Source organism: Streptomyces sp. NPDC004284, from assembly GCF_042874035.1.
Lineage (GTDB): Bacteria > Actinomycetota > Actinomycetes > Streptomycetales > Streptomycetaceae > Streptomyces.
Genome location: NZ_JBIAMJ010000026.1, coordinates 13,365 through 31,739, shown reverse-complemented (window position 1 = coordinate 31,739; position 18,375 = coordinate 13,365). Strand labels below are relative to the sequence as shown.

The window sequence follows — 18,375 nt, the reverse complement described above, 5'->3', positions numbered from 1 at the left end:
ACACGGCCCGTCGGCCCGTCGGCCGAGCACAGCACACGACACGCCGTCGCCCCCCGCACGGGGGCGCCGCACAAAGGGGATGGGAAACGATGAACGGACGCAGCGTCGCCGTGGTGGGGGCGGGGGTGGCGGGCCTCACCGCCGCCCACTACCTGTCCCGCACGCACGACGTGGTGCTGTACGAGTCGGACGACCGGCTCGGCGGCCACGCGCACACCCACGAACTGCCCGCCGCCGAGGGCGGGACGCTCCACGTCGACACCGGCTTCATCGTCCACAACGAGAACACCTACCCGCAGCTCCTGCGCCTCTTCCGCGAGTTGGGCGTCGCCACCCAGGACGCCGAGATGAGCATGTCCGTGCGCTGCGACGGCTGCGGCCTGGAGTACGCGGGCGCGCGCGGCCTCCGCGGCCTGCTCGGCGGTGGCAACGTCCGCCGGCGCAGGCACCTGCTGACGCTCGCCCACGTCCCCGGGTTCCACCGTGCCGCCCGCGGCCTGATCGCCGCCGACGACATGACCCTCACCTTCGGCGACTTCCTCCGCTCCCACCGCTTCTCCGCCCACTTCGTCAGCCACTTCGCGATCCCCCTCGTCTCCTCCGTCTGGTCCTGCGCCCCCGACACGGCCCTGCGGTACCCCGCCGTGTACCTCTTCCGCTTCCTCGATCACCACGGGCTCCTCTCGGTGACCGGATCCCCGCAGTGGAAGACCGTCACCGGCGGATCCGCGGCCTACGTCGAACGCCTCGCCAAGTCGATCCCCTCCGTGCGGACCGCCACCCCGGTGCGCGCCGTGGTCCGGGGTGACGACCGTGCCACGGTCGTCACCGAGGACGGCGAGTCGGCCGAACACGCCGCCGTCGTGCTCGCGGTCCACCCCGACCAGGCTCTGCGGCTGCTCACCGACCCCACCGAACAGGAACGGCGGGTCCTCGGCGCGTTCACCTACTCCCACAACCCGACCGTCCTGCACCGCGACACGAGCCTGCTGCCGCGTTCGCCCCACGCCCGTGCCTCCTGGAACTACCTCCTGCCGTCCTGTACCGCCCGCCCGGGCTCCGTCCAGGTCAGCTACGACATGAACCGGCTCCAGCGGCTCCGCACCGGCGAGCCGCACGTCGTCACCCTCAACCCCGGCGACCGCGTCGACCCCGCGACCGTGCTGGCCCGCATGACGTACGAACACCCCGTCTACACCCCGGAGTCGGTGGCCGCCCAGCGACTCCTGCCGACCCTGCGCACGCCCGTCACCGTCTACGCCGGCGCCTACCACGGCTGGGGCTTCCACGAGGACGGCTGCCGCTCGGGCGTCGAGGCCGCCCGTCACCTGGGAGCCAGGACGTGAGGACCGCTGCCCCGAGACCGCCCCTCGTGCCGGCCCTGTACGAGGTGGAGATCGCGCACACCCGCGTCATCCCGCTCCGGCACAGGATCCGGCACCGCACGTACATGTGGCTGGTCGACCTCGACGACCTGCCGGTCCTGCCGCGTCCGCTCCGGCCGCTCGCCCGCTTCGACCCGGCCGACCACTTCGACGGCGACGCCCCCACCCTCCGGGCCGGGCTCGACGCCCGCCTGGCCGCGCACGGCGTGCACGACGCGGATGGCCGGGTCCTGATGCTCGCCCACGCGCGCGTGCTGGGACACGTCTTCAACCCGCTCACCCTCTACTGGTGCCACGACCGGGCCGGCCGGCCCGTCTGCGTCGTCGCCGAGGTGCACAACACGTACGGCGGACGGCACACGTACCTGCTGCGTACCGACGCGGAGGGCCGCGCCGAAACGGCCAAGGACTTCTACGTCTCGCCGTTCCTCGACGTCGCCGGCACCTACCGGATGCGGCTGCCGCTCCCCGGCGACCGCCTCGACCTGACCGTCCAGCTCCGCCACACCGACGGCACCCGCCCCCTGACGGCCACCGTCCGCGGCACCCGGCGGCCCGCCGACCCCCGCAGCCTCCTGGCGGCCACGCTCCGCCACCCGTGGTCGACCGCCGCCGTCTCCTTCGGCATCCGCCGCCACGGCGTCCACCTCTACCTCAAGGGCGTCCCCGTCCGGCCCCGCACCACCCCCACCCCGCAGGAAGGCACCCCGTGACCCTCTCGCCCCCACCGCCCGCCACCCACGACGCCCAGGCCACCCACGACGTCCACGGGGGCCGCGTCGAGGTCGACCCCGACCGCTGGCCGGACGTCGCCCGGGCGCCGCACGCCTCCGCCGTGCGCACCACCGTGGCCCGCCTCATCGTCGGACGCGCGTTCACCCGGCTGCCCCTGCGGACAGTGACGGACGGTCGCGCCACCGCCCCGGCGCCGCGGAACGGTGACGCCGGCGCAGTGCCGACGCTCACGCTCCACGATCCCGAGGCCTTCCACCGGCGGATCGCCGCCGACGGGCTGATCGGCTTCGGGGAGTCGTACATGGCCGGCGAGTGGGACGCCGACGACCTCGTCGGCGTCCTCACCGTCCTCGCCCGTCACGTCGACGACCTCGTCCCCGCCCCGCTGCACCGGTTCAGGGGCGCCTGGGTCCGGCGCAGGCCGCGCGCCGACCTCAACACCCCCGAGGGGTCCCGCGAGAACATCCGCCGTCACTACGACCTCTCCAACGAGCTCTTCGCCCTCTTCCTCGACCCCGGACTCAGCTACTCGTCGGCCGTCTTCGATCCGCTCCCCGACACCCCCGACGTCCTCCCCGACGCGGCCTTCACCGCCGCCCAGCACCGAAAGATCGACCGCCTCCTCGACCTGGCGGAGACCGGCCCGGGCACCGAACTCCTCGAGATCGGCACCGGTTGGGGCGAACTCGCGATCCGCGCCGCGGCCCGCGGCGCCCGCGTCCGCACCGTCACCCTCTCCGAGGAGCAGCTCGCCCTCGCGCGCGACCGCGCCGCCCGGGCCGGCGTCGCCGACCGCGTCACCGTCGAACTCCTCGACTACCGTGCCGTACGCGGCCGTTACGACGCCGTCGTGAGCGTCGAGATGATCGAGGCCGTCGGCGCCGAGTTCTGGCCCGACTACTTCACCGCGCTCCGCCGCCTCCTCGCCCCCGGCGGCCGGGTCGCGCTCCAGGCCATCACGATGCCGCACGAACGGATGCTCGCCACCGCCCGCACCCACACCTGGATCAGCAAGTACGTCTTCCCCGGCGGCCTGATCCCCTCCCCGGAGGTCATCGCCCGCGAGTCCGCCGCCGCCGGACTGCGCATCACCCACGACACCGGGTTCGGCGGCCACTACGCAGAGACCCTCCACCAGTGGCGCGCCCGCTTCCGGCACGAGGAGGCCGCCGTCGCGGCCCTCGGTTTCGACCGCGTCTTCCGGCGCATGTGGGAGTTCTACCTCGCCTGGTCCGAGGCCGGGTTCCGCGCCCGCCACCTCGACGTCCGCCAGCTCCGGCTCACCGCCGACGACACGGGCACGGCGTCCTCCTCCCCGGCGGACCGGTACGGGGAGGCGCCGTGAGTCCCGTCGACACCACGGCGCTCGGTTCCGTCCTGGCCGCCTCGGCCGCAGCCGCCCTCGCCGTCATGCTGGTGGCCTTCGCCGTCGGTACCGCCCGACGGATGCACCGGATCGTCGACGTCGCCTGGGGGATCGCGTTCGCGGGCGTCGCATCGGTGTCCTGGTTCCTGGCGGACGGCCACGGCGACGACGTCCGGCGGAGCGTCGCCGCGCTCGCCACCGTCGTCTGGGGACTGCGGCTCGCCGTCCACATCGCCCGCCGCGGTCGCGGCCACGGGGAGGACCCCCGGTACGCGCGCATGCTCGCCCGCGCCCGCGGACACCCCGCCCTCTACGCCTTGTGGAAGGTGTACCTGCTCCAGGGCGCCCTCGTCTGGCTCGTCTCCCTGCCCGTCCAGTTCGCGGTCCTGCTGCCCCAGCCACTGGGGGCGACCGCGTACCTCGGGCTCGCCGTGTGGGCGGCCGGCCTCGCCTGTGAGGCGGTGGGGGACCACCAGCTCGCCCGCTTCAAGTCGGACCCGGCGAACCGGGGGCGCGTCATGGACCGGGGACTGTGGAGCTGGACCCGGCACCCGAACTATTTCGGCGACTTCCTGGTGTGGTGGGGCCTGTACCTGACGGCCTGCGCCACCTGGCAGACCGCCCTGCTCACCCTGGTCTCCCCGCTCGTCATGAGTGGCCTCCTCATCTGGGGCAGCGGCAAACGGCTCCTTGAGGCCCACATGGGGGACCGGCCGGGGTACGCGGAGTACCGGGCCCGGACGAGCGGCTTCGTCCCCCGACCACCCCGCCCGCACCGACCACGGATGTCGGGCGCGCCCCGTCCCTGAGGCGTCCGGGGCCGGGGTCAGCCACCGGCCCCGACGACCCCTTCCTCCTGCCCGGCCCGCTCCTCGACGCCCTCGTCCTCCCCGTACAGCCGGGAGATCACGGCGAGCGCCTCGCGCAGGCCGGTGGGACGTACCGTGCCGGGCGCCGGCGTCCGGCCGAGCCAGCCCGGGCCCGCGAGGAGGACCAGGGGCGAGGTGCGCGCTCCCTGCATCCCGAACGCCGTCCGCGCGACGTGCCGGGCGAGGGCGTGGTTGGCGGTGGAGCGGGACTGGGACCAGAGGACGACGGCGGCGGGCCCCGACCGCCGCACCGCCGCGTCGAGGGCCTCGGCGGGCACGGCCGCGCCGAACATCCTGGTCGGCAGTCCGCGTTCGGCCAGGCCCGCGGCGAGCGCCTCCAGGGGCAGCGTGTGCTGTTCCGAAGGGACGCACGCCAGCACGGCCGGAGGAGCCTGCGAGGTGACCGCGGGTCCGGAGACGGCGGCCCGCCGCAGCGTCGTGGAGATGTGCCAGGAGAGCAGGTGCTCCACCTCGACGTAGCGGTCGTCCGACGACGCCCACTTCCGTCCCACCGCATGCAGTGTCGGCGCCATGATCTCCTCCCAGGAGGTGACGAGGCCGTACTCCGCCAGCGCCGCCCGGAGCAGCTCTTCCAGGGCGGGCGCGTCGAGCCGCACGGCGGCACGCGCCAGCCCCTGGCACTCCTGCCGGACGTCTCCCAGCGGCAGGCCGCCGCCGGCCACGGGCCGCCGGGAGGGCGACGCCGGTTCCGACACGGGTTCCGACGCCGGTTCCGACGCGGCTTCCTCGACGGGGGCGACCGGCGCGGTGGCGGCGGCCCGGGCCGGAGCGGCGACACTCACGGCGGGCGCGTCCGGCGAGGAGCGCTTCCGTCGTGCGGCCCGCGCCGCCTCGGCGGGCGGGACGCCGGACGCCGTGAGACGGCACATCTCCTCCAGCATCGCCACGTCCGCGGGGCTCCACCGCCGGTGGCGTCCGTCCCCGCGGTCGGCCGGGCCGATCCCGTACCGCCGGTCCCAGGACCGCACGGTGGTCGGGGAGACGCCGAGACGCCGGGCCAGGGCGCCCGTGGTGATGCCGTGATCGGTGTCGTGCATGGTCACCACCGTGGGGTGCGGAAACGATGCGAGCAGATGGGTTCGGAGCCGGGGCGCACGGTCAGGAGTGCCACGCCACGGCCGCCGGCGGAAGGCGGTCGGCCACGCCGTCGGCCATCCGCTCGAATTCCCCGCGCAGGAACGGCGCGGCCAGCCGTGCGAAGCCCTTGAAGGTGAGCGACGCACGGTACGTCAGCCGTGTCGCCGTCCCTTCCTCGGCGAACCGCAGGTCGTCCAGCGCCGTCACGGTCTTGTTCTCGCCGCGGAACACCAGGCGGAAGGGCTCCCGGACGACGAGTTGGTACCGCAGCTCGGTCGTGCGGCCCCGGAACCGAGACGTGTTCCGCCACCGGGCGCCCTGCCGCACGGGCCCGTCGTCGAGCCGCACGCAGCGTACGGTGCCGGGGTCCCATTCCTCCGCACGGCCGAAGTCCTCCAGGTAGGCCACGACCTCCGCCAGGGGCCGTCGCACCACGAGCACCCGCTCCACACCGATCACCGTACGGCCTCCTCCACGTCGTACCGGTCCGCGCGCCGGCTCCGGTCATCCGGGGTTTCCGGCCGGGCGGCCGGACCGGATGCACCCGACGCGAAGGCCGCGCCCGCCCTGGTGAACCGACGACGGGCCGGTCACCCCAGCCGACGGTCAGCCGCGCAGCGTCGTCGCGGGGGAGCAGCCGTAGGCGGCGCGGCTGCCGACCGGCTCACCAGCCCCACGTGTCGGGACCGCCCTTGAAGGGACCCTCGATCTCGCGGGTGATCCACCCGCCGTAGAAGTCGCCCTCCTGGGCGACCACCGGCTCCCCGTCGACTGCGCAGCCCACCGCGGACGGATAGAAGGCCAGGTGGCCGCGGAGGGCCTCGTAGGCGTCGAGGGGCCGCTCGTAGCTCCATGCGGCGCGGGGTACGACGAAGTCGCCGACGACGACGTCCCAGTAGGACGCGGCGCCCTTCCACTCGCAGTGGGTGCGGCCAGGCCGGGGGCGCAGGAACTCCGCGCGCACGTCGCGGCGGGGCAGGTAGAACGTCGGCGGGTGGCTGGTCTCCAGGACTCGTAGGCTCGCGCGCGTGTCCGCGACGACCCGGCCGTCCACCGTCACCGTCACGCGGCGGTCGTCACCGACCAGCCGGGGCGGTCGCGGGTAGTCCCACACGCACTCCGTCGGCCGGCCGCCGGGCCGTGCGAGCCCTCGGGGGCCGCCCGCCACGTCGTCCGCGTCGTCCATGGGGTCCTCCTCGCCTTTTGTCGCAGCTCTGCTGCCGGTTCTTCTCCCGCGCACCGGTCCGCGGATGCAACGGGGCCGCCCGACGGGGGCGGACGGGTGAACGGCTCGCTGTCGGACGGTGAGGCGCATCCGGGCGCTCTGGTGACGAGAAAAAGGCATTGAAGTATCACAAAAGGCGCTTCAGTGCATGTTCGTTCGCGCGGAGCCCGATCCGTACGGCGGTGGCCCCGGGCGACGGACGGAACCACGGACAGGCAGGGGAACGACTGTGCGGCTCAAAGACGAACTTCCTGTGGACCACCACCTCGCCACCGTGTACCGCTGGGGCGCCGCCCTCTGCGGTTGCGTCCTGCTCGTGTTCGGCTGCCTCGGCTTCGCCGACGCACTCAGCCCCTTCGACACCTCCGGTGAGCGGATCGCCGGGATGACCACCAACACCGCACTGAGCTGGATCTCGGTGCTGACGGGACTCGCCCTCCTGGCCGGTGCGGTCGCGGGCGGGAACATCGCCTCCACCGTGAACATGCTCGTGGGCGGCTCGTTCCTGCTCAGCGGCTTCTACCACCTGTTCGTGCTCGACCGGCCCGCCAACTTCCTCGATTTCGGCATGACCAACGTGATGTTCAGCTTCCTCATGGGGCTGCTGATCCTCACGTTCGGCATGTACGGGCGGGTGTCCAGCAAGCTGTCGCACGACAACCCCTACTGGCGCAGGCGCCACCCGCGCGAGGCCGCCGCGGAGTCGCTCGCACGCCGCCGCCTCGCCGCCGCGTCCCTCCCGCCCGGGGCCGCGCGCACCACGGCCCCGACGCTTCCCGGAACGTCCGGTCCGGCGATTCCCGAAGGGCCCCCGCGGTGAACGCGGTCCTGGTCGTGGGAGCGACGGGGACGGTCGGCGGCCTCGCCGCGCGGGCGCTGCACCGTCAGGGCGCGTCGGTGGCCCTGGCCGGCAGGAACGCGGAGCGGCTCGCCGACCGGTCGCGGCTGCCGGGCGACTGCCCCCGCCGTGTCTTCGATGCCTACGACCTCGACGGCTGCGCGGCGCTCGCACCATGGGCGGCCCGTTCCCTCGGACGCCTGGACCGCGTCGTCGTGGCCGTCGGAGTGGCGGGCTTCGGGCGGGCCGAGAGCGTCGACGAGGCCGCCGCCGAACACCTCATGACCGTGAACGCCCTGGCGCCCATGGCAGTGGTCCGGGGCGCCCTGCCCGTGCTGGAGGCCGGAGGCGCGATCGGTGTCGTCACCGGCTCGGTCGTCGACGCGCCCCCGCAGGGCATGGCCGACTACGCGGCCGCCAAGACGGCCCTCGCCACCTGGCTGGGCGTGGTCGGCAGGGAACAGCGGGCCCGGGGCGTCCGGATCGTCGACGTGCGCCTGCCCCACCTGGAGGGCGGGTTCACTGCCCGGGCGGTGACGGGGGAGCCGCCGACACTCCCGCCCGGCGCAGACCCGGCGGCGGCGGTCGAACGGCATCTGCTCGCGCTCCTGACCGGCGCCCCGGGGCGCCCGCACTGAGCGCCCCCGGGGCGGAGCGTTCGGAGTGGTTGCCGCGTTCGGTTGCGGCGCGCTCCAGGACCTGTCTGGCCATGGGCGTCGGATCAGGCCGGGCGAACCCGACCCGACGGGAAAGAGCAGACAGGCCCCAGGACGGACCCTACGGACGGGGCGTCCCGTCCGACACCGGCGTGGCCTGGTGGTAATAGAGCCGGAACTCCCCGGCGGCGTCGCGGCGCCAGATCGACGAACGGCGGGCCTGCCGGTCCTCGATGCGGGTCTCGTAGGTGAGGTGGACGATCCCGGGGGCGAGGACCGTGCCCTCGAAGTGCTCTGCGGTGATGGGGGTGCTGTTCTCGGCGCCGCCGTGGAGCGTGGGCAGGGCGGCGACCATCTCCGCGTGCGTCCACCGCCGCCCGGAGGCGCCGACCTCGATGAAATCGGGGTCGAAGAGGGCTTCGGCGAGGAGGCCGGAGAGACGGACGGAGGGGTCGTGGAGGCGTCGCTCCCGGACGATCGCCTCGGTGACGTCCGGATGCTGCGGGCGTGCCTCGGGCGCGTGCCGGTCGTTCTGGATCATGGCGACATGATGCCCGGTCGCGGCCGGCGACCCCTCGGTGGCCGGACGGCCTTCAGCGGCGGCGGGCCCTGGCGCCGTCTGATGGTTGATGCTGTGGTGGGACGCGGCGAGCTGACGGATGCGGCATGGGCGCGGATAGCGCCTCTGCTGCCGGGTGTTGATGGGCGAGGGCGTCCGTGGCGGCATCACCGGCAGGTGATCAACGGGGTGTTGTGGCGGTTGCGGACCGGTGCGCCGTGGCGTGACCTGCCAGAACGCTATGGGTCATGGCAGACGGTCTATGAGCGGTTCGCCCGCTGGGAAGCGGACAGCCCCTGGGCCGACCTGCTCGAGCAGGTCCAGGTCCGGGACGACTCCGTCGGAACCGTGGAGTGGACGGTGTCGGTCGACTCCACGGTCAACCGAGCCCACCAGCACGCCGCCGGAGCCCGCAAAAAGGGGCGGCGGGGGACGAACCGGAAGATCCGGCACGCGCGACGGCTGACCAGGCGCTCGGCCGGTCCCGCGATGGGCTGACCACGAAGATCCACCTCGCCTGCGACGACCGCGGCCCACCCCTGGCCGTCGTCGTCACGCCTGGCAACGTCAACGATTCCACCGTCTTCGACGCCGTCCTGGAGGAGCTGAGGGTGCCCCGGACCGGCGCCGGACGACCCCGCCGCAGGCCCGACGCGGTCATCGCGGACAAGGTGCATTCGTCCCGGGCGATCCGCCAGTCCTTGCGGCGCAGGGGTATCCGGGCGGTGATCCCGGAGCGGGCGGATCAGAAGGCCGACCGCCTGCGCCGCGGACAGGCCGGCGGCAGGCCGCCGGCCTTCGACCGAGAGCTCTGCAAAGCCCGCAACGTGGTCGAACGCTGCCTGATGCGGCACTAGGCCGTGTATCGAAAGTGGATCTTGGGCTGTGAATGATCACGGTTCATGGGTCGGGGAGATCTCACGGACGAGCAGTGGGTGGTGTCGGAGCCGTTGTTGCCGAGGGGGACGAAGGCGGGGTGGCCGCCCGTCCGGCCCCGGCGGCGGCTGATCGACGGCATACGGTTCCGGGTCCGGACCGGAGTCCCGTGGCGGGACGTCCCCGTCGAGTACGGACCGTGGAACCGGGTCTACGACCTGTTCCGCCGGTGGCAGCGCAACGGCACCTGGCACCGCATCCTCGCCCGGCTCCAGTCCTTGGCCGACGTGGCGGGTGCGATCACGTGGGACCTGAGCGTCGGCTCCACGGTCTGCCGCGCCCACCAGCACGCGGCCGGGGCCCGCAAGCAGGGCGACCTGCGGAAAGAGCCGCCGGGCGGCGTGTTCACCGAGCCTGGAGACCACGGGCTGGGACGCTCGCGCGGCGGGTTCACGACCAAGCTGGACCTGGCTGTCGAGCAGGGCCAGAAGCCCATGTCGATCGTGGTCACGGCCGGGCAGCGCGGCGACTCGCCGCAGTTCGAACCCGTGCTGGACAAGGTCCGCGCGCCCCGCGTCGGACCGGGCCGGCCACGTGTCCGCCCCAACCGGGTCCGCGCGGACAAGGCGTACGCCTCCCGCAAGAACCGTGCCTACCTGCGCCGCCAGCGAATCCGCTGCACCATCCCCGACAAGACCGACCAGGCGCGCAACCGCCAGAAGCTCGGCTCCCGCGGTGGCCGGCCGCCGCATTTCGACCCGGTCGACTACCGCGAGCGCCACGCGGTGGAGTGCGGGATCAACCGCCTCAAGAGGAACCGTGCTGTCGCCACGCGGTACGACAAGCTCGCGGTCCGCTACGAGGCGACCGTCCTCGTCGCGGCCCTCAACGAGTGGCTGTGACCCTCGGCCATCACAGGTTGGGGTCCACGTTCCACGCCTCCGGCAGATCACTGCCGCAGAAGACGCAGACGAAGTCGTCCTCGCGCACGATGTTGCGCTCCTGGCAGCCAGGGCACCGGCGGAACTCCACTTCGTGGGTGAAGCCGGAGGGACGTTCGAGCCCTACGTCGTCCAGAGCACGAGCGACTTCCGACCAGGAGGTGATGTCAGGGCAGTACCCGGTGGACTGGTTGCTGACCTCGCCCACGGCCCACCGGCCCGCCTCGCGCACGAAACCGATCTCGCCGGCGCTCAGAACCATGGCTCCGCCGGCACAGGCCACGTGCTCACTCCGCCGCGGCGCCAGCCGAAGCACACCGTCCGTGCCGACCACGAAGGTGAACGGCTCTGCCAGCTCCGCCGCCGATTGCCCAGCGATCCAGTCGCCGAATTCAACTGCCGAGCCGATCCGACACCCGCCACTACCAGGCCGGACGGCAGCCTTCAGCTCGACCGGTCCGACGTATCGGTAACTCCGCCCCCGCGCACTCACATCAGCCAACCTAGAGCACTTCCGACACACGCCCTAGTAGGGCTTCGCCAGGACGTGGGCGGCGCCCGGGACGCCGACCTCCAGGAGCGCGTCCTCCTCGGGCGTCGTCGGCGCGCCCATCTCCTGCTTGAGGACCGCCCCGGACAGGGCCTGCACCCACAGGGCACGGGGCCGGCGGCGCGCCTCCCAGGCTTCCAGGGCCTCGGGGACCGAGTCGGCGGTGTCCAGGGACTCGGCGAGGACGAGGGCGTCCTCGACGGCCATCGCGGCGCCCTGCGCGAGGTGCGGGGTGGAGGCGTGTGCGGCGTCGCCGGCGAGCACCACCCGGCCCACGTGCCACGGTTCCTCGACCGTCACCTGGGAGATGCGGGAGTACACGACGGCCGCCGGGTCGGTGACCTCGCGGAGCGCCTCGGCGACGGGCCCGGAGAACACGGCGAGCCGCTCGGCGAGCTGTTCGTGCGCGCGTGCCGGGTCCGGCCGGTGGTCCTCGGTCTCGGCGAACACGGCGCCCAGGTACATCAGTTCGTCGGTGATCGGGGTGAGCAGGGCCTTCGCCTCCTTGCCTGCCGTGGCCATGACGACGCCCCGCACGTCGGGGTGGCGGGGCACGGTGACGCGCCAGTTGGCGAATCCGGTGTACGCGGGCGCGTACCGGTCCCCGTAGATCCGGGTCCGCAGCGGGGAACCGATGCCGTCGAAGCCGACGACCAGGTCCCAGCGACCGGTGGCTCCATCGGAGAGGGCGACGGTGGCTCCCGTGCCGTCGTCGTCGAGTCCGGTGACGGTGACGCCGAAGCGGATCTTCGCGCCCGCGGCGAGGGCGGCGTCGCCGAGGACCCGGGCGAGGGCGGGCCGCGGGATGCCGTTGGCGGCCGGCAGGTCGTCCATGCGGGGCTGGGGTATCCGCGCCAGCGTGTTCCCCGCGGGGTCGGCGATCGTCAGGACCTCCCATTCGAAGCCCGCCGTGAGGCACTCGTCGAGCACGCCGAGCTCGCGCATGACGTGCAGGGCGTTGGACGGCTGGATGATGCCCACGCCGAGGGCGTCGAGCTCCTCACGGATCTCGGCCACCTCGACGGTGTGGCCGCGCCGGGCCAGGGCGGTGGCGAGCGTGAGGCCGCCGATGCCTCCGCCGTGGATCAGGACGCGCAGGGTTGATGCCATCTCGGAAAGCTCCAGGTCTCCAGTACGAGATCGAACAGGGGCGCCGGAGTGTAACCCGGGGGTGCGTACCTGGGGTTGTGCAGGGAAAAGGCCCGGGATTCACCCGGGTCCTGCGGCGTGCCGACGCGCGCTGTCGGGGTGCGGGCACGGAGCATCGCCATGCGAGGGCCTCGGGCGGGCAGGCGTCCAGCAGGTCGCCGACCCGCGAGGAGGAGTACGCCATGCCGCACCCGTGGCGCCGATGGAAGTGGTGGCAGCGGTGGGGACGGGACCCGGTGGTGGTGCAGACGCTGCGCTCCACGGCCGCCGCGACGATCTCGTACGTCGTCGCGCTCCGGCTGAGTTCGGAACCTGCCCCGCTGACCGCCCCGCTCACCGCGCTGCTCGTCGTCCAGGTGACGCTGTACTCGACGCTCACGACGAGCCTGAGGCGGGTGAACTCCGTCGTCGTCGGCGTCCTCATCGCCATCGCGTTCAGCGCGCTCGTCGGGCTCACCTGGTGGAGTCTCGCCCTGGTCATCCTGGCATCGTTGGTCGTGGGCCGGTTCGTCCGGGTGGGGGAGTTCGTGCCCGAGGTGGCCATCAGCGCGATGCTGGTCCTCGGCGTGACGCAGGTCGCGGACACGGCGTGGGACCGCGTCCTCGAGACCCTGATCGGCGCGGTCGTGGGCCTGCTCTTCAACGTCGTGCTCGTCCCGCCGGTCTGGGTGGACACCGCCGGCGACTCGATCGTGGACCTGGCGCGGCGGATGCGCAGGCTGCTCCTGGACATCGGCGAGGAGCTGGCGGACCCGGATGCGCGGCCCGAACCCGCGCCGGTTCCGGAGGCGGCCGCGCCCGCTCTCGTGGAGCGGGCCGAGGCACGGCTGTACGAGGCGCGCCGCCTCGACAACGACGTCGCGGATGTCGACGCGGCGCTGCGTCAGGCGGAGGACAGCCTCCGGCTGAACCCGCGCGTGAAGGAGGGGCTGCTCCACCGCATCGTGCTGCGCACGGGCCTCGACACCCTGGAGATCAGCGCGGTCGTGCTGCGTGTCCTCGCGCGTTCCCTGACGGACCTCGCGAAGGAGCGTCAGGGGGCCCGCCTGGTGCGCCGGGAGGCGGGTCTCGCCCTCCGGGAGACGCTGCGGCACCTCGGAGACACCCTCGTGAGCTTCGCCGATCTCGTCACCTCGCATTCGAGCGACGGTGCGGAGACGGCGGAGGACCGCCTGGGCGAGCAGCTCGAAGCGGCCCACGCCGCCCGGGACGGCGCCGCCGGGCTCCTCAAGGCGGAGGCGGCGCACGATCCGGAGCGCTGGCAGCTGTACGGCGCGCTGCTCACCGAGATCGACCGGGTGCTCGACGAACTCGATCCGGACCACCGCGGCCGTCGGCTGATGGAGGAGCTGGACCGGCACACGCGCGCGCGTGAAGAGCGGCGCCGCCGCGTCACCTCCCTCGCGGCCCGGGTACGCCGTACGCCGTGACGGGCCGCTGGACGCCCTCCTCCCGGAGGGTGTCCGGGGTCGGGGAGCCGTCGACGGCCAGGATCAGGTCGGTCTAGGCGAGGAGGGAGCGCAGGACGTGAACGATGCCGTCCTCGCCGCCGAGAGCGAGGCCGTACGCGTACGGGCGGCCGATGCCGACGGCCGTGGCACCCAGGGCCAGGGCGTGCATCGGGTCGTGATCGATCTGCGGGATTCGCCCTCGTCTCGGGGGGCGAAGCGGGTACTGCGGTGTGCATGACGCGGAGACGGTTGACGGACGAGGCTGCCTTTCGAAGGCTCGGTCTCATAAGTGTTCCTTTCGGGAACGGACCGGAAGACGCGTCTCATCGCTCCCGGTGACATCGACTTTCCGCTGGTGGGCGTTGTTGCGCAGCCTCGCCGCGGTGGTGAATCGATCTCGGTTCGTCCTGCTCGGCGACGTGAAAGCGCCTTGTCTCCGGGGCTGGTGCCGGTTGAGCGCATGATCGGCAGGCGAAGCGGCGGATGGTGCCGCCGGACGAAACGGGGTGGGGTGTGGGGCGTCAGGAGAAACCGCTGGATCCCGGGGCCGGACCGGTGGCGCGGCTGGCGCACGAGCTGCGTGAACTACGACGGGAGGAGGGAGGCCCCACCTATGCCGCACTCGCCCGTCGGGCCGGGTACTAGGCGGCGACGCTCTCCCGCGCGGCGTCGGGGGAACAGCTTCCGTCCCTGCCGGTGGTGCTGGCATGGGCGACGGCCTGCGGCGCCGTCGGCGCCGTGTGGGAGGAACGGTGGCGTGCCGCGTCCGCCGAGCCGGCCGCGCGGGAACAGGTGGACGATGCCCCGTCTCCGTATCAGGGGCTGGCGCGGTTCGAGCCGGGCGATGAGGAACTGTTCTTCGGCAGGGAGGCACTGATCGAGGAGCTGCATGCCCTGACGCTCAAGGAGCGCGTTGTCGCGGTGCCGGGCCCGTCGGGAAGCGGCGGCCGCCTGCTGTGGGCATCACCCGCTCCGCCCGGCTCCACCCACGACCTGACCGCCGCCAGGACCCACGGGATCGTCGACGCAGTCGCCGCCGCAGGGCTGAAGTGCTGGGCGGACAAGGCGTACCAGGGCACCGGCCGCCCGGCCCGGGTGCCCTTCCGCGGCCGTCGTCTCAGGCGATGGCAGCGCGGGCACAACAGCTCCCACGCCAAGATTCGATGCCTCGGCGAGCAGGCCATGGCCACTTTGAAGGGATGGCGACTCCCGCGGAAGCTCCGCTGCAGCACGAACCGGATCGCCGACGTGGTGAAGGCCGTTCTCGTCCTTCACCACGCGACAGCATGAGGTTGGAAAACCCTCACTGGCGCCCTGATCCAGGCAGTCCTGGGACGATCCTGCCGTGAATAGCGTGATCACCACTTCGAGCTCGTAACGCGATCTTGTTGAACCGCGCTGGCCGGCCGTGCCCGATGCGATGATTCGGCCGTTCGGGAGGGCGTGAGTGCCCGGCCGTGGATCGTGGGCGATGACCTGTGGGCGCGGATCGGCCCGCTGCTGCCGCCCTGGCCCAAGAAGGCTCCTGGCTCGCAGCCGGTGCCGGACCGGTTGTGCCTTCAGGACATCCTGTACGTGTTGCACAACGACATCGCCTGGCAACTGCTGCCCCTGGAGCTGGGATTCGGCCCGGGCCAGGCCTGTTGGCGGCGGCGGGATCGGTGACAGAAGGCTGGTGTCTTCGACCGGTTGCACCGGATCCTGCTCGCCGAGCTGAACGCGACCGGTGAGCTGGACTGGTCCAGAGCATGCGTCGACGGCTCCCGTGCCCGCGCGGAAACAGCGAAAAGAGCGACCAATGACCACCACGGCCCGCGCGAACGCGCAGCACGCTCCTGCCATCGTCGATCCGTGCGCTTCTTTTCGGTCTCGCCCCGCCCGTCCGCGCCGGTACCCGGCTCCCTGGCGTTCCCGCCGCGCCGCGCCTCCTGACGCCGCGGCGGGGAGCGGGGAACAGGGCGGTCGGCGTGTGTCGGTGCTCAGGCGTGGCGCCTGATGGTCCTCCGGATCCAGTCGGCGTAGGCCGGCACGTTGGTGTAGAGGCCCGGCCCGGCCGAGCACGCGACCCCCGGGACACCGGGACCCGAGGTGGTCCCTACGAGCTCCCACCGTCCCTGCCCGTCCTTCTGGAGCTGCGGCCCGCCGGAGTCCCCGAAACACGCCATGGCCCCGGGCACACGGCTGACCGTGCACAGCCGGGTACGGCCCGCATAGCCGGGGGCGCACTCGGCCTCGGTGCCCCTGCGCGTCTTGAGCTCCTGCAGTCGCTCCGCGAACTTCAGGCCGGTGTCGACGGTGGTTCCGAACCCCAGGATCCGTGTCGGGGTGCCGGGCTGCCCGACACGCTTCGCGATCCGTACGGGCTTCTCGGTCACCGGGCGATCCAGACGGACCAGCGCGATGTCATCCTGGTTGGCGGCCTGCCCGTCACCGTTCACATAGCCCGGGTGGACGACGGTGCGCACGATGGCCCGGACAGTCCCCCCGGACTTCCGCTCCTCGCTGCCGATCCGGACGATGCCCTCCAGTTCGAGCCCGTCGCCCTGCACGCAGTGAGCCGCGGTCAGTACCCACTGAGGATCGATCAGCGACGCCCCGCAGTTGCCGTCGTGCACCCCCTGCTCCGGAGCCGATTCCGGGATCGCCGCCATGAACGGGTAACGCTCGGTGGAATCGGTTCCGTTGACGATCGCTCCGGCGTTGTCGGTCATCAGGGTGGTGCACATGGCGACGGCGAGAGCACCGACGGCGGTGGTGCGCGCCGCGCGGCGGCCGACGGACTGCAAGCTGAACATGAGGGGCCTTCCCGTAGGAGTCCGGTGGTGTCCGCCCACCCTGCCCGTTTCAAGATCCACGGACCATCCGGGTAGCGGTCCGAGCTCAGTGGGGGTACCCCCCTCGTGTTCCTCGGGCGAGTGCCGGGGGTTAACCCCCGGCACGTACCAGGGACGACCCCTGGAGGAAGTCGGTGGACCACCCCAGCGCGGTCCGCTCCCCAGCGCACGAAGATCACTTCATCGGCGCGGAAAGCCGCCGCACGCAAGGAGCGATCAGCATGCACGGGTACAGGAAGAAGACCGGTCGGCGAGGGGTGCTCGCACTCACGGGAGTGGTCGCCGCCACGACGCTGGCCACCACAGTGGCTTCCGCGGCACCGGCCGTACGAGCGGTCCCGACCGCACCCGTCGCATCAGCCGTCTCGATCGACACACCCCCCACGCCGGCCGTATCGGCCGGCCTTGTGGCAGCAGGCCGGGAAGTAGCTGTCGTACGGTCCCTGGAACGGCTCGCGCACCCGCTGAGTGCCACGGACCCCGGCGGCCGGACCGCGGATCTCCGGGCGCTGAGCAGTATGGTCGGGGACGCGAAGGTGGTGGGGCTGGGCGAGGCCACGCACGGTTCGCACGAGTTCTTCGCCATGAAGGAACGCGTCTTCCGGTACCTCGTCGAGGAGCGCGGCTTCACCACCTTCGCCCTGGAGATGAGCTGGTCGGCAGGGCTCCGGATCGACGAGTACCTCCAGGGCGGGCCCGGCAACCCGCGGCAGATCGCGGAGGCGACGCTGGCCGGATCCCCCTGGGAACGCAAGGAGTTCGTGAGCCTGATCGGCTGGATGCGCGAGCACAACCGCCGCCACCCCGATCACCGGGTCCACTTCATGGGGGACGACCTCGGAGCGCCGAAGCTCGGCGACGCCGTCTTCGAGCGCGTGCTGTCGTCCGTACGCGAGACCCGGCCGGAGGCGCTGCCCCGGCTCACCGAGCTGTACAGCCGGCTGCGTCCCTTCGACGACGTGTTCTCCTACCTGCGCAAGCCGGTCGCCGAGCGCCGGGAGAACGCCGCACGCGCCCAGGAGGCGTTCGACCTGGTCGCCGGGCACCAGGGAACCGACGGCGACGACGCCTACGCCTGGACCGTGCAGCACGCCCGGAACATCGCGCAGACCTTCGCCTTCGCCACCGTCGACCTCGCCGACCCGGCCTCGGTCACCGCCGCCGAGCGCCTGCGCGACCAGGCCATGGCCGACACCGTGCTCTGGTGGCAACGCCACACCGGCCACAAGATGCTGCTGTCGGCCCACAACGGCCACGTCGGATACCTCTCCACCCATCCGGACATCTACCCGCGAACCCAGGGGGCGGTACTGCGCGACCGCCTGGGCCGCGACTACACCGCGATCGGCTTCAGCTTCGCCGCCGGCTCCTTCCTCACCAAGGACACCTCCCTCGACGGGGACTGGAAGCCGGTCACCGTCCCCGCCGCGCGCCCCGGCATGAACGAGCACACCCTGGACCGGGTCCGGTACCAGGACTTCTACCTCGACCTGCGGACCGCCCCCGCCGCGACCCGCGCCTGGCTCGACCGCGCCCGCCCGGTCTACGACGCCGGCTCGACCTTCACCCCAAACCCCCTGCCCACCCTGGCCCTCGGCCGGGCCTACGACATCCTCATCCACCTCCACCAGGTCCGCGCGGCCGACAAGCTCGAATCGCTGCCGTACGAACCGGCCGGCTGACCACGCCGGACCATCAGCCGGATCACAGAGCCCTGCTCAACGAGCGGAAGATCCTTCAGCCTGCGCTGGTAACGATCGTGGACCCGGTCCGAGAAACAGCCACAGCCCGGACGCACCGCCCCGGCCGTGCGGCCTCTCGCCACTGGCTATGACGACTTCCG

18 protein-coding genes and 4 pseudogenes are annotated in these 18,375 nt (G+C 72.6%); 13 read left to right on the top strand and 9 right to left on the bottom strand.

What is annotated here, in order from left to right:
• The first annotated feature begins 89 nt into the window (after window positions 1-89).
• Genes ACFYUS_RS37520 through ACFYUS_RS37505 form a run of 4 tightly spaced genes read left to right on the top strand, consistent with a single transcriptional unit; the run spans window position 90 to window position 4,295 of the window.
• Window positions 90-1,346 carry an NAD(P)/FAD-dependent oxidoreductase gene (locus ACFYUS_RS37520; RefSeq protein ID WP_388862525.1) on the top strand — a complete coding sequence of 419 codons (1,257 nt, stop codon included), beginning with the start codon at window positions 90-92 and terminating at the stop codon, window positions 1,344-1,346.
• Window positions 1,343-2,098 (top strand): DUF1365 domain-containing protein, encoded by a 756-nt coding sequence (locus tag ACFYUS_RS37515; protein WP_388862523.1) that lies wholly within the window; start codon window positions 1,343-1,345, stop codon window positions 2,096-2,098. Before ACFYUS_RS37520 ends, ACFYUS_RS37515 begins: the two co-directional genes overlap by 4 nt.
• The gene (locus ACFYUS_RS37510) at window positions 2,095-3,465 is read left to right on the top strand and encodes a class I SAM-dependent methyltransferase (RefSeq protein WP_388862521.1); all 1,371 of its coding nucleotides are present in this window, start codon (window positions 2,095-2,097) and stop codon (window positions 3,463-3,465) included. The genes ACFYUS_RS37515 and ACFYUS_RS37510 overlap by 4 nt, the downstream gene beginning before the upstream one ends.
• Window positions 3,462-4,295 carry a DUF1295 domain-containing protein gene (locus ACFYUS_RS37505; protein WP_388862519.1) on the top strand — a complete coding sequence of 278 codons (834 nt, stop codon included), beginning with the start codon at window positions 3,462-3,464 and terminating at the stop codon, window positions 4,293-4,295. Before ACFYUS_RS37510 ends, ACFYUS_RS37505 begins: the two co-directional genes overlap by 4 nt.
• Window positions 4,296-4,312: 17 nt before the next feature.
• Here the strand turns inward: ACFYUS_RS37505 and ACFYUS_RS37500 are convergent, their stop codons facing one another.
• The 3 genes from ACFYUS_RS37500 to ACFYUS_RS37490 all read right to left on the bottom strand — a co-directional run bounded on the left by ACFYUS_RS37500 (window position 4,313) and on the right by ACFYUS_RS37490 (window position 6,639).
• Window positions 4,313-5,413 carry a MerR family transcriptional regulator gene (locus ACFYUS_RS37500; protein ID WP_388862517.1) on the bottom strand — a complete coding sequence of 367 codons (1,101 nt, stop codon included), beginning with the start codon at window positions 5,411-5,413 and terminating at the stop codon, window positions 4,313-4,315.
• A gap of 61 nt (window positions 5,414-5,474) precedes the next feature.
• Complete coding sequence (locus tag ACFYUS_RS37495) at window positions 5,475-5,912, bottom strand: SRPBCC family protein (RefSeq protein WP_388862515.1); 438 nt, start codon at window positions 5,910-5,912, stop codon at window positions 5,475-5,477.
• 205 nt (window positions 5,913-6,117) lie between these two features.
• On the bottom strand, window positions 6,118-6,639 hold the full coding sequence (locus ACFYUS_RS37490; RefSeq protein WP_388862513.1) for a DUF427 domain-containing protein: 522 nt from the start codon (window positions 6,637-6,639) through the stop codon (window positions 6,118-6,120).
• A gap of 268 nt (window positions 6,640-6,907) precedes the next feature.
• Between ACFYUS_RS37490 and ACFYUS_RS37485 the strand changes: the two genes are divergently transcribed.
• Both ACFYUS_RS37485 and ACFYUS_RS37480 read left to right on the top strand, forming a co-directional pair.
• Entirely contained in the window at window positions 6,908-7,498 is a 591-nt protein-coding gene (locus ACFYUS_RS37485) for a DUF4383 domain-containing protein (RefSeq protein WP_388862511.1), read from the top strand.
• On the top strand, window positions 7,495-8,154 hold the full coding sequence (locus tag ACFYUS_RS37480) for an SDR family NAD(P)-dependent oxidoreductase (protein ID WP_388862509.1): 660 nt from the start codon (window positions 7,495-7,497) through the stop codon (window positions 8,152-8,154). The genes ACFYUS_RS37485 and ACFYUS_RS37480 overlap by 4 nt, the downstream gene beginning before the upstream one ends.
• Window positions 8,155-8,293: 139 nt before the next feature.
• Here ACFYUS_RS37480 and ACFYUS_RS37475 read toward each other — a convergent pair whose 3' ends face one another.
• Window positions 8,294-8,713, bottom strand: coding sequence for a DUF4440 domain-containing protein (locus tag ACFYUS_RS37475; protein ID WP_388862507.1), 420 nt, complete (start codon window positions 8,711-8,713; stop codon window positions 8,294-8,296).
• 93 nt (window positions 8,714-8,806) lie between these two features.
• Between ACFYUS_RS37475 and ACFYUS_RS37470 the strand changes: the two are divergent.
• Window positions 8,807-9,582, top strand: a pseudogene (locus ACFYUS_RS37470) (IS5 family transposase); the annotation flags it as partial.
• A 51-nt stretch (window positions 9,583-9,633) separates the two neighbouring features.
• A complete protein-coding gene (locus ACFYUS_RS37465; protein WP_388862505.1) occupies window positions 9,634-10,509 on the top strand; it encodes an IS5 family transposase in 876 nt (291 codons plus the stop codon).
• Between the two features lie 10 nt (window positions 10,510-10,519).
• On the opposite strand, the gene ACFYUS_RS37460 is transcribed toward ACFYUS_RS37465, so the two are convergent.
• On the bottom strand, window positions 10,520-11,041 hold the full coding sequence (locus ACFYUS_RS37460; RefSeq protein WP_388862503.1) for a hypothetical protein: 522 nt from the start codon (window positions 11,039-11,041) through the stop codon (window positions 10,520-10,522).
• 33 nt (window positions 11,042-11,074) lie between these two features.
• Window positions 11,075-12,208: an FAD-dependent monooxygenase gene (locus tag ACFYUS_RS37455; protein ID WP_388862501.1), complete on the bottom strand. Its 1,134-nt coding sequence runs from the start codon at window positions 12,206-12,208 to the stop codon at window positions 11,075-11,077.
• A gap of 221 nt (window positions 12,209-12,429) precedes the next feature.
• Here ACFYUS_RS37455 and ACFYUS_RS37450 point away from each other — a divergent pair, with 221 nt between their 5' ends.
• Complete coding sequence (locus tag ACFYUS_RS37450; protein ID WP_388862499.1) at window positions 12,430-13,677, top strand: aromatic acid exporter family protein; 1,248 nt, start codon at window positions 12,430-12,432, stop codon at window positions 13,675-13,677.
• Here ACFYUS_RS37450 and ACFYUS_RS37445 read toward each other — a convergent pair.
• Window positions 13,640-13,873, bottom strand: a pseudogene (locus tag ACFYUS_RS37445) (alpha-hydroxy-acid oxidizing protein); the annotation flags it as partial. The gene ACFYUS_RS37450 and the pseudogene ACFYUS_RS37445 sit on opposite strands and share 38 nt — an antisense overlap.
• 521 nt (window positions 13,874-14,394) lie before the next feature.
• Here ACFYUS_RS37445 and ACFYUS_RS37440 point away from each other — a divergent pair.
• From ACFYUS_RS37440 to ACFYUS_RS37430, 3 genes and pseudogenes are all read left to right on the top strand, one after another.
• Window positions 14,395-14,631, top strand: a pseudogene (locus ACFYUS_RS37440) (hypothetical protein); the annotation flags it as partial.
• A gap of 12 nt (window positions 14,632-14,643) precedes the next feature.
• Window positions 14,644-14,988 (top strand): annotated as a pseudogene (locus tag ACFYUS_RS37435) (transposase family protein); the annotation flags it as partial.
• Between the two features lie 174 nt (window positions 14,989-15,162).
• Window positions 15,163-15,363, top strand: coding sequence for a transposase (locus ACFYUS_RS37430; RefSeq protein WP_388862497.1), 201 nt, complete (start codon window positions 15,163-15,165; stop codon window positions 15,361-15,363).
• Window positions 15,364-15,677: 314 nt separating this feature from the next.
• Here ACFYUS_RS37430 and ACFYUS_RS37425 read toward each other — a convergent pair whose 3' ends face one another.
• Window positions 15,678-16,493, bottom strand: a complete 816-nt coding sequence (locus tag ACFYUS_RS37425) for a S1 family peptidase (RefSeq protein WP_388862495.1) — start codon at window positions 16,491-16,493, stop codon at window positions 15,678-15,680.
• A 557-nt stretch (window positions 16,494-17,050) separates the two neighbouring features.
• On the opposite strand from ACFYUS_RS37425, the gene ACFYUS_RS37420 reads away from it, so the two are divergent.
• The gene (locus ACFYUS_RS37420; RefSeq protein ID WP_388862493.1) at window positions 17,051-18,214 is read left to right on the top strand and encodes an erythromycin esterase family protein; all 1,164 of its coding nucleotides are present in this window, start codon (window positions 17,051-17,053) and stop codon (window positions 18,212-18,214) included.
• On the opposite strand, the gene ACFYUS_RS37415 is transcribed toward ACFYUS_RS37420, so the two are convergent.
• Window positions 18,136-18,330 carry a transposase family protein gene (locus tag ACFYUS_RS37415; protein WP_388862492.1) on the bottom strand — a complete coding sequence of 65 codons (195 nt, stop codon included), beginning with the start codon at window positions 18,328-18,330 and terminating at the stop codon, window positions 18,136-18,138. The two genes, ACFYUS_RS37420 and ACFYUS_RS37415, sit on opposite strands and share 79 nt — an antisense overlap.
• Window positions 18,331-18,375: the final 45 nt, after the last annotated feature.

What these genes read in the sequence shown, in the direction of transcription:
- ACFYUS_RS37500 (WP_388862517.1), bottom strand. Translation starts at nt 5,413, where the DNA reads ATGCACGACACCGATCACGGCATCACCACGGGCGCCCTGGCCCGGCGT.
- ACFYUS_RS37450 (WP_388862499.1), top strand. Translation starts at nt 12,430, where the DNA reads ATGCCGCACCCGTGGCGCCGATGGAAGTGGTGGCAGCGGTGGGGACGG.
- ACFYUS_RS37425 (WP_388862495.1), bottom strand. Translation starts at nt 16,493, where the DNA reads ATGTTCAGCTTGCAGTCCGTCGGCCGCCGCGCGGCGCGCACCACCGCC.
- ACFYUS_RS37520 (WP_388862525.1), top strand. Translation starts at nt 90, where the DNA reads ATGAACGGACGCAGCGTCGCCGTGGTGGGGGCGGGGGTGGCGGGCCTC.
- ACFYUS_RS37465 (WP_388862505.1), top strand. Translation starts at nt 9,634, where the DNA reads ATGGGTCGGGGAGATCTCACGGACGAGCAGTGGGTGGTGTCGGAGCCG.
- ACFYUS_RS37455 (WP_388862501.1), bottom strand. Translation starts at nt 12,208, where the DNA reads ATGGCATCAACCCTGCGCGTCCTGATCCACGGCGGAGGCATCGGCGGC.
- ACFYUS_RS37475 (WP_388862507.1), bottom strand. Translation starts at nt 8,713, where the DNA reads ATGATCCAGAACGACCGGCACGCGCCCGAGGCACGCCCGCAGCATCCG.
- ACFYUS_RS37490 (WP_388862513.1), bottom strand. Translation starts at nt 6,639, where the DNA reads ATGGACGACGCGGACGACGTGGCGGGCGGCCCCCGAGGGCTCGCACGG.
- ACFYUS_RS37420 (WP_388862493.1), top strand. Translation starts at nt 17,051, where the DNA reads ATGGTCGGGGACGCGAAGGTGGTGGGGCTGGGCGAGGCCACGCACGGT.